At 38.4% G+C, this 15,411-nt stretch carries 14 protein-coding genes; 2 read left to right on the plus strand and 12 right to left on the minus strand.

Annotation, left to right across the window (positions count from 1 at the left end; translation table 11 throughout):
• Nucleotides 1-99 precede the first annotated feature (99 nt).
• Nucleotides 100-1,062, plus strand: a complete 963-nt coding sequence (locus tag QWY88_RS03070; protein ID WP_304543936.1) for a hypothetical protein — start codon at nucleotides 100-102, stop codon at nucleotides 1,060-1,062.
• Here QWY88_RS03070 and QWY88_RS03075 read toward each other — a convergent pair.
• From QWY88_RS03075 to hypF, 4 genes are read right to left on the minus strand one after another with little or no spacing between them, the layout of a single operon-like run.
• Entirely contained in the window at nucleotides 1,059-2,741 is a 1,683-nt protein-coding gene (locus tag QWY88_RS03075) for a nickel-dependent hydrogenase large subunit (RefSeq protein WP_304543938.1), read from the minus strand. The two genes, QWY88_RS03070 and QWY88_RS03075, sit on opposite strands and share 4 nt — an antisense overlap.
• Nucleotides 2,731-5,157, minus strand: coding sequence for a hydrogenase small subunit (locus QWY88_RS03080; protein WP_304543940.1), 2,427 nt, complete (start codon nucleotides 5,155-5,157; stop codon nucleotides 2,731-2,733). The genes QWY88_RS03075 and QWY88_RS03080 overlap by 11 nt, the downstream gene beginning before the upstream one ends.
• 37 nt (nucleotides 5,158-5,194) lie before the next feature.
• A complete protein-coding gene (locus tag QWY88_RS03085) occupies nucleotides 5,195-5,728 on the minus strand; it encodes a hydrogenase maturation protease (RefSeq protein WP_304543942.1) in 534 nt (177 codons plus the stop codon).
• A gap of 1 nt (nucleotide 5,729) precedes the next feature.
• Nucleotides 5,730-7,961 (minus strand): carbamoyltransferase HypF, encoded by a 2,232-nt coding sequence (gene hypF, locus QWY88_RS03090; RefSeq protein WP_304543944.1) that lies wholly within the window; start codon nucleotides 7,959-7,961, stop codon nucleotides 5,730-5,732.
• 37 nt (nucleotides 7,962-7,998) lie between these two features.
• On the opposite strand from hypF, the gene QWY88_RS03095 reads away from it, so the two are divergent.
• Nucleotides 7,999-8,535, plus strand: coding sequence for an MOSC domain-containing protein (locus QWY88_RS03095; protein WP_304543946.1), 537 nt, complete (start codon nucleotides 7,999-8,001; stop codon nucleotides 8,533-8,535).
• Between the two features lie 21 nt (nucleotides 8,536-8,556).
• Here the strand turns inward: QWY88_RS03095 and QWY88_RS03100 are convergent, their stop codons facing one another.
• The 8 genes from QWY88_RS03100 to QWY88_RS03135 all read right to left on the minus strand — a co-directional run bounded on the left by QWY88_RS03100 (nucleotide 8,557) and on the right by QWY88_RS03135 (nucleotide 15,325).
• A complete protein-coding gene (locus tag QWY88_RS03100) occupies nucleotides 8,557-9,003 on the minus strand; it encodes a hypothetical protein (RefSeq protein ID WP_304543947.1) in 447 nt (148 codons plus the stop codon).
• Nucleotides 9,004-9,064: 61 nt separating this feature from the next.
• On the minus strand, nucleotides 9,065-10,723 hold the full coding sequence (locus QWY88_RS03105) for a hypothetical protein (protein WP_304543948.1): 1,659 nt from the start codon (nucleotides 10,721-10,723) through the stop codon (nucleotides 9,065-9,067).
• Nucleotides 10,724-10,924: 201 nt separating this feature from the next.
• Nucleotides 10,925-11,668 carry a TIGR02757 family protein gene (locus tag QWY88_RS03110; RefSeq protein WP_304543949.1) on the minus strand — a complete coding sequence of 248 codons (744 nt, stop codon included), beginning with the start codon at nucleotides 11,666-11,668 and terminating at the stop codon, nucleotides 10,925-10,927.
• Nucleotides 11,665-12,942: an RNA polymerase factor sigma-54 gene (locus tag QWY88_RS03115; RefSeq protein ID WP_304543951.1), complete on the minus strand. Its 1,278-nt coding sequence runs from the start codon at nucleotides 12,940-12,942 to the stop codon at nucleotides 11,665-11,667. The genes QWY88_RS03110 and QWY88_RS03115 overlap by 4 nt, the downstream gene beginning before the upstream one ends.
• Before the next feature lie 8 nt (nucleotides 12,943-12,950).
• Nucleotides 12,951-13,673: an LPS export ABC transporter ATP-binding protein gene (gene lptB, locus QWY88_RS03120; protein WP_304543953.1), complete on the minus strand. Its 723-nt coding sequence runs from the start codon at nucleotides 13,671-13,673 to the stop codon at nucleotides 12,951-12,953.
• On the minus strand, nucleotides 13,661-14,080 hold the full coding sequence (gene tsaE, locus QWY88_RS03125) for a tRNA (adenosine(37)-N6)-threonylcarbamoyltransferase complex ATPase subunit type 1 TsaE (RefSeq protein ID WP_304543955.1): 420 nt from the start codon (nucleotides 14,078-14,080) through the stop codon (nucleotides 13,661-13,663). The genes lptB and tsaE overlap by 13 nt, the downstream gene beginning before the upstream one ends.
• 11 nt (nucleotides 14,081-14,091) lie before the next feature.
• Nucleotides 14,092-15,078, minus strand: a complete 987-nt coding sequence (gene trpD, locus QWY88_RS03130; RefSeq protein ID WP_304543957.1) for an anthranilate phosphoribosyltransferase — start codon at nucleotides 15,076-15,078, stop codon at nucleotides 14,092-14,094.
• Nucleotide 15,079: 1 nt separating this feature from the next.
• Entirely contained in the window at nucleotides 15,080-15,325 is a 246-nt protein-coding gene (locus QWY88_RS03135; protein WP_304543959.1) for an RNA-binding S4 domain-containing protein, read from the minus strand.
• Nucleotides 15,326-15,411 lie beyond the last annotated feature (86 nt).

Here is a 15,411-nt window from a genome sequence, read left to right on the forward strand (position 1 = left end):
TTTTTTTATTTCTGCCAAAATACAAGTTATTTTTGTTTTTTTAAGTTAATATACATATAATATATCTAATTAAATTGTTTACCTAACAAAAGGATTTAAATGAGTAGAATTTTTGAAGACAATGAAATAGAAGGTAAAACTGGAACAGAACTCCAACAAGCTACACAGCAAATCAAACAAAGATTTGATCAAAAGAGAGGTTATTATCATAACTTACGCAATCAACAAACTTTTTTTGAAAACTGGAATGAACTCAACCAACGTATAATTGATTTTGACACTAAATACTTCACTCCATGGAACCAACAATGGGCTACTATTCAAAGAACAAACAATCCCCAAAGCATTTTAACTTCTTTTCAAAATGCTTTGGTCTTTTTTAACGACATGGATGAATTTATACTCAGCATATCAAATACCAATCAGAACAGTGAAGAGATTGAAAGTTTAAAAACAGAAATACTACAACATGTTGAAAGAGATATTTTAGATTTGAAAGCAAATATTTCTTCCGAAATAGAAAGAGGCATCAATAATTTGGTTGGTTTAAAAGCTGAATTAGGATTACAAAAAAACTTTAAAGATAATATTGATACAGAATTAAAAACCTCTATGAAATTTCGCTTTCGTTTTATGTCAGGATTTATGATAACATTATTTTTATTACCAATGCTTGTTTTATCTACATATTATTTTGATATTTTTAAAAATATTAATACAACTGAACTATATGTTTTAAGGATCGGTATAACTATTTCACTAGCATTTTTTTCTTATTTCTTGTATTCTCAATATAAATTATATCAAATAATTTGCTTACGTTACTCACACTTACAAGGTTTTTTAGGTGGTGGAGCAACATTTATTGGACAAATCATTGGATCAGAAAATTCAGAATTAAAACAAGATATTAATAAAAAACTTGCCGAATTATTTATGGAATTAGAACATGTTTTTGGAGTTGCTAAAAAAAGTTCACATCCAGCTGAAATCTCTATTGAAAAAACAGGTGAACTTCTTGATAAGATTGCAAACATAACAAATGCATCTCCAAAAGCTTAAAAAGCTACATTAGTAGTTTTATACTTTGCAAGTTCTTTCCCTTTTGCATCTATAACATGCACCGCACATGCCAAACATGGATCAAAAGAGTGGATAACCCGCAATACTTCTAACGGCTTTTCTCTATCTTCTATCTTTAAACCAATTAAGCCCTCTTCGTATGCACCTCTGAGTCCGTCAAAGTTTTTCGGTGTGGCATTCCAAGTTGTCGGAGCTATTACCGAATAGTTTTGTATCTTTGCATCTTTTATGTTGATAAAGTGAGAAAGCATCCCTCTTGGCACTTCCAAAAATGCCCTTCCCTGCGTTTGTGTCTCTAAAGCTTCAAAACTGTACTTTGTCCATGTATCGGTATCGTAGTATTTTATATTTTGCAGCAACTCTGAAGCAATCTTGAAAATATACTCACATACATAAATGCTCTCTATTGCGCGGGCTGCATTTCTCCCTACAGATGTACAAATATCGATGAGTTCCAAATTGGTCTCTTTTAAGAACTCATCTACAAATGAAGTGATGAGAGGATTCTTTTTAGAATAGCTTATGAGCAGTCGTGCGAGCGGTCCCGTCTCCATCGGCTGTTTATCGTAACGCGGGGCTTTGATCCATGAGTACTTGTCATCATTTTTTGCTGTTTTTAAAGAGCCGTCACTGTTTAGATCGGTATATTTTACTTCCTGCTCGGGCGTACTACCGTCATACCAAGATCGATCAACCTCTTCGGTAATTTTTTCAGGATCAAAATCTTGCACATTCTCAAAATCGTGCTTGTAGATTACACCGTCGCTAAAGAGTTTTCTCTCCCCTTCAAAGCTGTAACCGCCCGATGACATGTAGTTCCCATTAGCTCTTCCGATGCCCGCTTTTATCTCATCACGATACACCATCGCCAAGAGTTTTGCATCCGGAAGGTATGCCCGCTGGATAAACTCCTGTGCCTCTTTCATAATGAAAAGATAGTCATTTACCCTTTGAGGATTCAACATATCTGCTACACTTGTCACTCCGCCAACTACCAGAGTTTGGGGATGGGGAGTTTTTGCACCGAAAATCGCTACCGCTTTACTCACCTTTGTTTGAAACTTGAGCGCTTCGAGATAGTGAGAAATAAGCAGCAGGTTTTGCTCAGGAGAGAGTTTATATGTTTTATGCCCCCAGTAGCCGTTGGCAAATGGGCCGAGCTTTCCACTTTTTACAAAAGTATCCAGTTTTTTCAATGTCTCTTCATAGTGAGAATGGGAGTTTCTAAAAGGGTTTTCATGGTACTTGTGTGCCTCTTTGGATGTCATTTTCGGATCAGCATTTAGGGCACTGGTTACATCCACATAGTCTAAAGAGTGCAGATGATAAAAATGAACCACATGATCCTGAATAAACAGTGCCATAGCCATAAGATCACGAATGATCTCGGCATTTTTAGGAATCTTAAGAGAGTATGCATCTTCAACACACGTTATAGCTCCACGAAAATGGGAGTTTGTACACACGCCGCAAATACGCCCCGCCATCAATCCCGCATCTCTTGGATCGCGACCTTGTAGTATAGTCTCTATTCCTCGAAACAGCTGTCCGCTTGCCCAGGCATCTTGAACGACATTGTTCTCATCCACCTCAACCTCTACACGCAGATGTCCCTCTATTCTCGTGATTGGATCGATAACAATTTTTTTAAGACTCATCTTCTACTTCCTCTTCATACTTTCTCTCATTGGCAAACTTATCAAAAAAACCGGCCTCTACACACCCCATACAACCATGACCCGCTTGAACAGGCCAACTTGTACCACCGTTAAACTTCATAGTCGGGCAGTTTGCATTTGCATAAGGACCTTTACATCCCATCTCAAAAAGGCAGTACCCTTTTTTGGCACCCTCATCGCCCCACTCTTTTACAAACTCACCAAGTTCATAGTGTCCGCGTCTCTCACAGTTGTCATGGATTCTCCCCTCGTAAGCCCACAGAGGTCTGTTGAACGAATCCAATGGCGGTAACTCTTCGAACATCAGGTACGAAAGAAGTGTGCCTACAATATTTGTCGGGTTTGTAGGACAACCCGGTATGTTTATAACATCGTCACGCCCAAGCGCTTGTGCTACACCTACAGCTCCCGTCGGGTTTGGAGCAGCAGCTACCACTCCGCCGTCAAATGCACAACTTCCAACCGCCATAATAAGTGCCGCATCTTTGGCTGTTTTTTGTAAAAGTTCAAGTCCCGTTGTACCCTTTGGACCGATTCTTAAGTACTTTCCATCCATTGCAAGCGGAACAGCCCCCTCTACTATGAGGACATACTCCCCTTTTTGATTTTTAACGATATCTTCTAAAACAGTTTCACTCTGATCACCGCTTGGACTCATTAACAACTCATGATAATCCAGCGACACATAATCAAATATCAGATCTTCTATTGCCGGGTTTTCCGATTTTATAAAAGCTTCCGAGTTCCCACTACAATCTGCCAGCTCCAGCCAAATAATAGGTACGCGGTTGAGTGTTTTGATCCCTCTTTCTACAACCTCTTCAAAATTGGGGTGCAGTTGCATATTTGCAGTTACCATAGAGATCCAACTGTTGACTTTATGCTTTTCGATCTCTATCGACTCTAAAGCATTCTCCAAATTCTCTGCGGAGAGGTTGTTTCTAGGATGCAAAGTGTTGAATTTATCAAGACGTTTTTGTACAGCTTGTATCTCTTTTTCTCTTTGTAGCTCCTCAGGAGTTTTTCTCACCATATTTGGATCGATGAGATCTTGCGAGTCTTTTATGATATCTTGTACCATCACCTTACATTTTCCACATACACGACCCGCCTGGGAAAACGGTGCCAACTCAGAAAATGAAGCGATTCCCGTCTCTTTTACAATATCTACAAGGTCTTGCTGATACACATGTTCACAACTACATACAAGTCTTCCGCGCTCACCTACAAGTCTGTTCTCATAAAGGTAGTTAATATCTACTTTTTGTCCGCTATCCATAAGCGTCTCTAAATACCCTACGTCAACATTTGAGTTTATCCCGATAAAGCGTGTCAGTTTATCCCCGTTGAAAAAGTACTCATCTATTCTGTTGTCTTTTTTCGATGTTATTAAAACCTTTTCATACTCACAAGAAAAAGATGGAGAGCGCACCTCTATAAGATCGAAGTTCCCAACTTTGAGCATATCTACATCGATCTCACGAGTGAACTCTTTTTTCTCCAGGTTTAATATATGAGCAATGGCACAATCAGCCTGAAGTGTACACGCTTTTACATGCCCCGCTATAAAGTTAAACTCTTCCACTTCAGCACATTCACCTATAGCATAGATATTTTCATCTTCGGTTTGCATATAGTTATTTGTAAGAAGCCCTTTATTCGACTTAAGAACATCACGAAACAGTTCTATATTTGGTTTTATTCCCACTCCAAATACAACAAAAGGGTTTTCAATTTTCATCTTCTTGGTTTGCAGGGAAGTTATCTCGGAGTTGACTACCTCTTTATCTATAATCTCATCCTCATACGAGATCGAGACTTTTCCATTTTCTGTGTAAGAGTTTTCTATAGTTTTAATAGCATCGATCGAGAGGTCTTTACTGTAAAGAGCGTTAGAGCGTACAAGGAGTGTAATATGCTTGACCGCATCCATATCACTCAATGTTTCAAGCAGTTCGAGTGCTATCGGTCCGGCACCTACGATCACAACCTCTCTGCCCTGAACACCCTCATGGATCTTTTTACAATCACGGGCACTTCTAAAAACGGTAGCGTTTGAAATGTTTTGTATATCAAAGAGTGTAATAGGTAAAGAGCCTGTAGCGATAATGAGCTTGTCATAACCGTACATTGCATCCTCGGTTAATACACGCTTATGCTCTCTGTCAATAGATGTAATTTTTTGACGCAGTTCCAGTTTTATCTTAGGGTGGAGCGGGATGGCAATATCATCGACTTCATCAGAGTCGTCTACCAAACGGCATAAGTGGATTCTGTCATACGAGGGATACTCTTCATCACTTAAAAGAACTATATCTAAAGAGATATCCTCTTGAATCAGTTTATTTGCAATATAAGCACCTGCAATCCCCGCACCGATAATTACAACTCTCATGACTCACCTCATATAGCATTTCTTTGCTCTTATTGTATCAAGAATTAAAGTAACTCGCTACTATCTCATCCAATTCTATAACATTTTCTCTTTGCTTGGCTTCAATTCCCAACAATTTCATTTGAGATAGCACACTTTGAATATATATTTGCCACTCTTTTCTTAAAACGTCACTCACTCCAACCTCAACACTCATAATGTCATTTGGGACAATACTTATAACTGTTGTCTTAGCTACAGTTCCGGACAAAGAACATACTTGCAACATCTCGGCAATTTCAACTTCGCTCGCTGTCTTTTTGACTATGTCACCCTCTAAGAACTGCTCTGTATTTTTTATGATTATCTCGCCTGCATCTCTGTTTTGCTCCGAAGAGGTATTGACAATGAGGAGTTTATCATACGCTTGTAACAGCTCCATAAGTTTTAGTCCTAAAGTCCCGCCCTCTATTATCTCAAAGGGGATAGAAAAATCGTAGTTCTCTTTTATATAACGCACGGCATAAACGCCTATACCTTCATCTTTAAAAAGAACGTTTCCCGAACCCACCAGTGCTATGTTTTTTCCCATCTTATTTCTCTTTTTTCATATGCAGTGCATAGTAGGCTTGACCAAGAGATATACCACCGTCATTGATCGCAGTTTTACTCTGGAAATAGTAATCTATACCATTCTTTTCAAAAGCTGCAATAGTTTTTTCAAGCAAGGTTTTGTTTTGAAATACACCGCCGCTCAAAATCACAGGCAGTTCGGGATGTTTAAGTGCGAGCTCAACCATTATATTTTTGAGTGTATTTATAAATTTTGAGGCGATCAATGCTTTTTCTTTTTCGTTTAATATCTCTACTATCATCTCTTTAAACTCTATTATCTCATTGTTGATTCTATAGGGATAACTTGCATCACTTTTATGCTCTTGTGCACACTTCTCAACGATCAGCCCGCTTTCCCCCTCATAACTTAGGTTATTTAGGTTACCGCCAAAAGCATACACGGCATCAAACAATCTGCCGATCGAACTGCTCTTTGGAGAGTTTAGCTGTTTTGTGTACATGAGGTGGTAATTATCTATCTCTTCTTTGGAAAAGGAGTTTACTAGCTCATGCTCCATCTCTAAGATCTCCTCTTTAGTAAAAGATTCAAACAACAATGAAAGTGCTACACGTCGAGGTTCTTTTACAGCCTTTTCTCCCCCTAAAAGAGAGAACTGTTGAAGATGATACAATCGTTTATACTCACTTGAACTCACACGTAAAACTTCACCGCCCCATAAAGTGGCATCATCTCCGTAACCAGTACCGTCAAAACAAAATGCTAAAGCCTCATCTTCCAAGTTATACTCTGCCATACACGCCAGTGCATGTGCATAGTGGTGTTGCACTTCCAAAAGCTCTGCATCTTTATGCTCAGCAATGTAGCTTTTTGCCCATTTACTCGTTTCATAGTGTGGATGTTTATCGCATACAATGATGTCGGGTTCAAAATTGTACAGCCGTTTAAAAGTATCAAGTGTGCGTAAGAAATACTCAAAGGCTTCGAGTGAATTTAGGTCGCCTATGTGGGGAGAGAGGATCATATGGTTTTCAAATGCCAAAGTGATGGTACTTTTTTGATGCGCACCGAGAGCGAGTATCTTTTTAGTAGATGTGTGCTTTTGATGAAAACTTTGTGGTGTAAATCCGCGGGCATTTCTTAAAACGATCTGCTTCTCTGCAACACTGCAAACCACACTGTCATCACAGGCATTAACTATCTCTCTATTATGTGAGAGAGTGTGTTCAAGAAACGGAAGCTTTTTATGCAACTCCTCTTCATCGGTAATGATAGGCTCATCACCCAAGTTTGCACTTGTTGCCACTATAGGATGCTCAAGCTTTTCTAAGATCAGCTCATGCAGAGGGGTATAAGGTAAAAACACACCTACTCTGTCAATATTTGGTGCTATGAGAGAGGATAAAAAGCTGTTCTCTTTTTTTCTCACTATAACTATGGGACGCTCTTTTGAGAGGATCAGCTCCTCATCTTTCTCGCTCAAGTAAGCTGCCTTTTTAATTTCTTCAATATCTTTAAACATCACCGCAAAAGGTTTCGTCGGACGGTTTTTATGTTTTCTTAGCTCCTGCACCGCTTGATCGTTTGTGGCATCACACACTATATGAAACCCGCCCAACCCTTTGAGCGCCAAGATTTTGCCATCGTTAATATAACCGGCAAACTCCTCTATGGAAAAGTTCAGTGTAGGTCCACAATCAAAACACGAGCTTGGCTGTGCATGAAAACGGCGATCTGTCGGCTCGCTATACTCTTTTTGACACTCCTCGCACATCTCAAACTCTTGCATTGAGGTGTTTTTTCTATCATAGGGCAGCTCTTTAACTATGCTGTATCTCGGTCCACAGTTTGTACAGTTGATAAAAGGGTATTTGTAACGTCTGTTTGCTGGGTCGTTCATCTCATCTCTGCAATCTTGGCACATTGAGATATCTGGCGAGAGCATTGTAGTGACATCGGTATTATTTGAGCGAAGAATTGAAAACTCTTGCGTGTTTTGGAGTTCAAGTGTTTGTAGCTCGATCCTGTCTATGCGAGCCAATGGCGGGTGTTTCTCTTTTAGCTCTTCTAAAAAACTCTCTATAGAGCTATTTAGCCCTTCAACCTCTATAACTACACCCTCGCCGCTGTTTAATACATATCCTGACAATGAGTGCTTAAGTGAGAGCTGATATACAAACGGGCGAAATCCGACACCTTGTACCACCCCTGCTATATCCAGTCTTAATCGTTTTTGAGAGTTCTTTTTCATTGGTTTGATTATACCTGATATATGCTATACTTCAAAGATGTATAACCATTCGTATCCAGTTTTTATCCACTATATTTTCACCTCTCCAAAACACAACTACTTTACAAGAGAAAAATTTGACGCAGGCGATGCACCTACCATAGAGCATTCAAATATAAAACTTTATAAAGATAAAGGGTTAGAGGGTGACCGCTTTGAGTTTTCGAAATATCCGATCACACTCATCTCTGCCGAAGTGATCGATGAGACCTCTAAAGAATTAGGCTTTGAGGTAGATCCGAAACTGTTCCGTAGAAACATAGTTATTAGTGGCATCCATCTTAATTCTTTGATCGGAAAAAAGTTTTATCTGGGTGATGTGCTTTGCGAAGGTGTGGCTCATTGTGCACCCTGTACCTGGATGAATGCCGTGATCGCAAAAGGTACTTACAAGTTGATGAAAGGGAGAGGCGGTCTGCGTATAAGAGTTTTAAGCGATGGAGTATTGGAACTTGGAAGTACTACGATCACTACCGATGAAGCAATCACGCTTGAGCCCATTACTCCCCTTAGCACTCCAAAAATACCAACTTAAATATTTAAAATAGTATATAGTTTACAACATACTTCTAAGTATGATCGCATAATGCAATACTACGAGGTTTAAAAACAGAACCATTAAAGAGGAACTGCGTGAAAGAAAGTTTTGCAGTTTTGTACGACATTTGCCATTTGTTTTAAAGGCCACAACAAAGTGTATGATAGTAAAGAGTATTACAAATGCAACAAGCATCATCTTATTGAAAAAGACAGTTCCAAGCGGGCTTGTATCACCCTCTAAGAGTGCATATATTAGCCCTTTGTCATCTGCCATCAAGATACCGCTTACAAGCAGGATTACAAGTGATACAATCTCAAAATAGCCGAAAATCGGGCCAATATTTGGATACACCTCTTTTTGTTTCGATTTATCTCGAAGCGATACTCCCAAAACAAACATAAAGATCGAACCGCCGATCCAAGCCATTGCGGCCATTAGGTGAAAGTGTATTAAAAACTCCAAATATTTCCCTTATACAATCTAAAATTGTATTTTAACGGATCTTCTTTGTCAAACTCTTTAATTAGTTGTCGTCTCTAACTTTCTTTTGCAGTTTTTTAATGATATTCAATTGTTGTTGAGATATATAATGATTTAAGTCCTCTTCAATATTCTTCTCATCATCAAAATTTACAATCACTTTAAAACCTGATTTTATAGCTGAGATTTTTTTAACTGTTCCTGCATATTTATTTTCTTTTTGATTAAAAGATGCCCAGATAAGCACAAACTTTCCCTCTTCTAAATCATGTAAATTTTCAGATACCAGGACACAGGTTTCTGAAGATAAAGATTTAATATATGCCTTAAACCTGCCTTTTGATGTCTTTACACTAACTAACAATGGTCGTTCAAGTTTCACACGAATCTTTCTTCGATCGAGTGGAGATTCATCTACATATTGAAAATCATGTATTAGTAGCCTGTCGCCATTTGTTTGAATATCTTTAACAACTGCCTGAATATTATTTCCTTCGTTCATTTTAAGATAGACTTTATCATTTACCTTCATGGAGTACAGTGCCAGTTTACGAATCTTTACTACTAAACTATCTCTATTTATGTGTAAAATCTCTGCATCGGACTTTATTGCAAGTTCAAAATGGTAGTTAGTCAATGAAAGTTTTATATCCTCTTTTTGATGACTTTTCATTACTTCTAAGATCGTTGTCGCTTCTTCTGTTAATAGTTCTTCTTCCGATAAGCATTCTTCTTTTTCAAGACTCTCTCCAACACTGTTTTCCAATACATGAGCGACTCTTTGCTGTCGGAGAGTATGTACAAGTTCATCCACTCTTTGCCATCTAAGAGTATCTGCAAGTTCTTCCACTTCTGGCTGCAAAGGATTATCTACACGTTCTTCTATTCTTTCCAGACTCACTAGATACCTACCATCAGAATACATTTTAATAATGTACATTTTCATCATAATCTCTTTTGCAAGAGTATGATCAAAAATAGAAACTTTACAATTCCCTCTATTATCTAAAAGTATATTATTTAGCCAATCTATATATTGTTGTGATCTAAATAATTCTTCATCAGCATCCACTTGATTTATAAAACTAAAAGGATGGGAAAAGCGTTGTTGGAAACCATCCAAACCACTCATCCCCGTAGCAGCAAAAAAGGTCTGATTCGCCAAATAAATATTTTCTTCTCTAAATTTAAAAATAATATTTGTTTGTGTATCTATAATCTGTTGCACTCTTTCTATATAGTATTCCTCACAATCACCATCTTCACTGTTGTGTTCTAGAGAGAGTGTATATCTTATATCGTAATTCTTTAATACATTTGCAATATTACGATCAAAGATCTCACCGATTTTTTGTTGAAACATATTGTATTCAGAAAGGTCATTTGAGAACTGATTTAATTTATTGAAAACGGCATCACGTAAATAAGAGCATATTAAAAAGATATCTGTCGATTTAATATTTTTCTTAATCATAAGTTCGACAAACTTATCCATTATAGGGCAAGTACCAACTTCTCTTTTCCCTATGAGAATTCTAATATTATACCTGACTATTGGCTTTGCAAACTTCTCGGCAAAACTATTTAAACTAATCTTGTAGCGTAAAAATAGTTCTTTGATAAGAGGCTGAGAAAGCCATTGATAAACAATTTTATTCGACTGAGGTTCAAGCCAGTTTCCAATTTTTTTTAATTCGCTCATCTATAGTCCATCTCATACATTATGAAACTATCTTTCAATATAGTATAAATAATGTGATATATTATTTTAATAAATTATATATCATACTAAATAGAAAATTGTAATATTTATTAAGATTATTTTATTTTTTTATATATGGGGATAATTTTTGTGATAATAATATAATAAAAATCTATACAATATTGTTGAAAAGATATAAATTTAAACTATTTTTTCTTGCCCTAAGCGGTACAATGCGAAGTCGTATTTTAAGGGATCTTCTTTGTCAAACCCTTTAAGTGTCTCTGTCAGCTCAATCGCAGCATGAAGATCATACGTTTTTCTCTTAAGCAGACCCAGTTTACGACTTACGTTAAAAGTATGTGTATCTAGCGGCATAATAAGGTGAGCCTTATCTACCCTGCTCCAAAGCCCAAGGTCTATCTCATCTGAGCGAACCATCCATCTCAGCCACATCATCCAACGCTTTAGTGCTCCGGCACCCTTTGTTTTTGTTGTTACTTTTCCGACTAAAAAAGTGTAGCCTCTTGAGCTGTGTGGGTAGAGCTCATACAGTTTTTCTATGAGCACATTAATCCCCTCTATGACATTAGAGTTCTCTTTATATCCGCTTACAAAAACATCCTCTAAAGTGGTGTGCTCTTCTAAACGTTTGAGTGCTATAAACAAAGCGATCACATCAGCGTTTGTTTGAAATCTGTAGTAGTGTTTTTTTAATCCCTCTTCGATCTCTTCATCGCTCTTTTGCAAAAGTGAGAAATCTAAAGAGTCTAAAAAATTCACGATCTGCTTTACGTTTCCATAGGCAAAAAGGGAACATATCAGTGCTATTACATCGCTATTGTATTTTCGTGCAACTATAATGGGGTCGAGCTTCTCTTCACACACCTCTTCATAAGAGTTACGCAGTGCAACCTCACGATCGAGCAGCTCTTTTACATTCAAGAGAGACCTAATTGGTAGAGTTTCTTTCTCTCACTTGAACCCGCGATATTGAGCTGTTTACGATACTTTGCAATTGTGCGGCGCACCATTTTTACTTTGAACTTCTCTTGGATAAGATCAAGCAGTTTCATATCGCTCAGAGGCTTTTCACGACTCTCCGCTTTTACTAGCCCTATTAAGAACTCTTTGATAGCCGCATTACTTACATCTTCGTCAATTGCCGTAGTAAAAAAGTCTTTCATTGCTAATACACCGCGATCACAGGCGATATACTTGTTTGCAATGGCACGCGAGATCGTTGAGGGGTTATGCCCAAACTCGTCTGCCAAAGTTTTAAGAGTGAGCGGCATAATCTGCCCGCCGATAAAAAAGTCGTACTGATACTCAACGATCATAAGACCCACTTTATAGAGTGTCGCTTTTCTCATCTCAAGGGCATCTACTAAAGATTTCGCTTCTTTTATCTTCTGGCTTATAAAGTCGTGTTCAACTCCGTAAGATGTATCTATGTTGATAGCAGGATAGTAAGCATCGTTTAGCTTCACTTCGATCTGCTGCTCATCGTTAAAGTAGATCATCAGATCGGGAACTACGTGGCTTGAGTCCTCTTGGTACTCAATGTTCGGCGGGTTTTTAAATGTAGAGATAATGTGCATCACCTCTGAGAAATATGGCTGATTTGAATAGCTGTGAATGTTTTGCAGATCGTTTATCATCTCTACTGCCAGCGGATAGGCTTCATTTGAAATCTCGGAGTTGTCAAGCTGAAATAAAAATGACTCTGAGAGATCTTTTGCACCGATCCCCATAGGCTCGATATGGGCAAATCGCAGACGAACTTTTTCAAAAGCATCAAGATCTATGTTATGCTCTTGACAAAACTCATCACTCTCCCCCTCATAGTAACCGTTTTCATCCAGGTTTGCTACTACAAACTGTGCTATTGCTTGAGAGATAGGTGTAGGGAATAAAGGCGCTTCAAGCTGCTCATCCAACACCTCATACAAACTTTTACTCTGAATAGTAAGCGCTTCTATCTGTTCAGTTCTTGAGTTGTTTACACCGCTGCCAGATACGATCTTTTTTGGGATCTTCTTTTCAAAATCCTCCTCATATCCCGACTTTACCTCTACAACAGGGTTTGCACTGACAAAGGGCTCCATAGCCTCACCCAAGTCTGAAAGACTAGAATGAAGTATCGGAAGCCAGTTTCTCAGTGTATTTGAGAGTTTGTGCTTGGTTTCAACACTTTGCGATTGCCTAAGAACTGCCAATGCCGAGCCTACAATTTAAAGTTTTCACCGAGATAGTGCGTTCGAACATCTTCGTTTTGTCCGATCTCCTCACTCGTTCCGCTTGCAAGCAGTTCACCCGATTTAATAACATACGCTCGATCACATACATCTAACGTTTCACGAACATTATGATCAGTAATAAGTACACCGATATCGTAAGAAACAAGTTGATGGATAACTTTTTGAATGTCCATAACCGCGATTGGATCAACCCCCGCAAAAGGTTCATCAAGAAGTAAAAACTTCGGATGATTTACAAGCGCACGAGCAATCTCGACACGACGACGCTCACCACCTGAAAGTGAGATACCTTTACGATAACGAATCGGCTCAATGTTGAACATATCAAGCAGTTCTAAAATACGCGCTTCCTGCGCAGCTTTGTCTTTGATCCCGACCTGTGCAGCGATCATAAGATTGTCCTCTACACTAAGGTCTTTAAAGATCGAAGCCTCTTGAGGCAGGTACCCAATCCCCTTTAAAGCTCTTTGATGCAGCGGTTGACCCGTCAACTCATCCTCATCAAAAAACACTTTTCCGTCACTTGCAGCAACAAGTCCGCAGATCATATAAAACGTAGTTGTTTTTCCAGCTCCGTTTGGTCCAAGAAGTCCGACAACTTCACCGCTTTTTACCTCTAAACTAATCCCTTTAACAATGTTAAGGTCTTTAATGCTTTTTTTTAATTCAACCGCTTTTAGCGTATGCATACAGTATACTCTCTTTTATCATCTGAAATCTTTTCTATCTCGATCGAAACTACGTCAAATCCCGCTGCATCGAGTATCTTCTCTAGCTCGTCATTACCCCACTCTATGAAGTGCAGTCCCGGCTTTTCAAGCTCTTCAAGCATCCCCAGAGCTACAAAATGATCAAGCCCTTTGTTGTAGATGTCGTAATGGTACGTATCATCTCCGTAACATTGTTGGAGCGAGAATGTAGGTGATGTTACATCATCACAAAGTCCTTTGAGTTTCGCTATAGTTTTTACTAAAGTCGTTTTTCCGGCTGCAACGTCACCTTTTAAGATCACGACACCTGCACTAAAACGGTCTAAAAACTCAGACGCGAACCCATCCAATTCCGATAATCCCAGTGTGTATGTTGTCTCTTTCATAGCCTACTCTTTCACAGCTTATTTGATATCTCAACAATCTGTTTTAATTTCTTCTTGGCACGTGCATTTGCAAGTGCTTCTCTACCCATCTCCAAACCATCTTGAATATCACGCGCAAGCCCCTCAACCATCAATGATGCTGCAGTGTTTAAAAGTACAATATCTCTTTGTGCAGTTGTTCCATTATTATTGAAGATATCAAGCATAATCTTTGCATTTTCTTTAGCTTCACCGCCTTTGATAGCCTCCAGAGGTGCTAAAGAGAGTCCATAGTTTTGCGGGTCTATTTCAAACTCTTTTATCATACCATTTTCTAAACGCGTTGCATAGGTAATATCACTAATACCTATCTCATCCATCCCCTCTTTAGAGCTTACAACCAACGCTGAAGTAGCACCGTTCATCTTTAGTGCTTCAGCCATCTTTGTCGTAAAGCTTTTATCGAATACTCCAAGCATATACTTCTTAATATCTGCCGGATTTGTTAACGGTCCTAATACATTAAAGATAGTTTTATGATCGATCGACTTTCTGATCGGCATAATAAACTTCATTGCCGGATGATGGTTTTGAGCAAACATAAAACACCAGCCCGCTTCTTCTAAAAGTCTTGCGTTTTGTTCTATACCTAAAGAGAGATTTACCCCTAAAGCCTCTAGAACATCTGCACTTCCGCTTTTTGAAGTGATTGAGCGGTTTCCGTGTTTTGCAACCATACCGCCGCATGCAGCTGTAAGTATTGAGGTTGTAGAGGAGATATTGAAACTCCCTATCTTGTCTCCGCCCGTTCCAACGATGTCGATCGCCTTATCTCTTGTCTCATCAGATATAGGAAGTTTTACAGCATGCGCTCGCATCACTTCAGTAGCCGCTGCGATCTCATCAACAGGTGTAGTTGCATCAAGAGCGATACTTTCTAAAAATTCTTTCATCTGCACATCATCCATTTGATGCTCAAACAGTTGGGTGAATTTTATTTTTGCTTCTTCATAGGTCATACTAAAGCTCCTCTACGTACTGATGTTGTAATGATTTTGGTGTTGATTTTGTTGTAGGTATTTGTAATACTTTATATTTTTTCGGCTCTTTTAAATAGTTGATTGTAATAATATTTCCAACTTCAACATTTTTACTCGCTTTTACTACGATGTCATTTATAAGCACAACACCGTTTGCTATCATATCTTGAGCGACTGATCGTCTTTTTGTAATATTTACTGCATTTAAAAATTTATCTATTCTCATGTATCTAATTTATCCAGTTCTTCGTCTATAAACTTTTTCAAGCTTTCTTGTGAAGCTCAGACCGTAGGGAGGATTTGCCTTCGCAA

Source organism: Sulfurimonas sp. hsl 1-7, from assembly GCF_030577135.1.
GTDB classification, from domain to species: domain Bacteria; phylum Campylobacterota; class Campylobacteria; order Campylobacterales; family Sulfurimonadaceae; genus Sulfurimonas; species Sulfurimonas microaerophilus.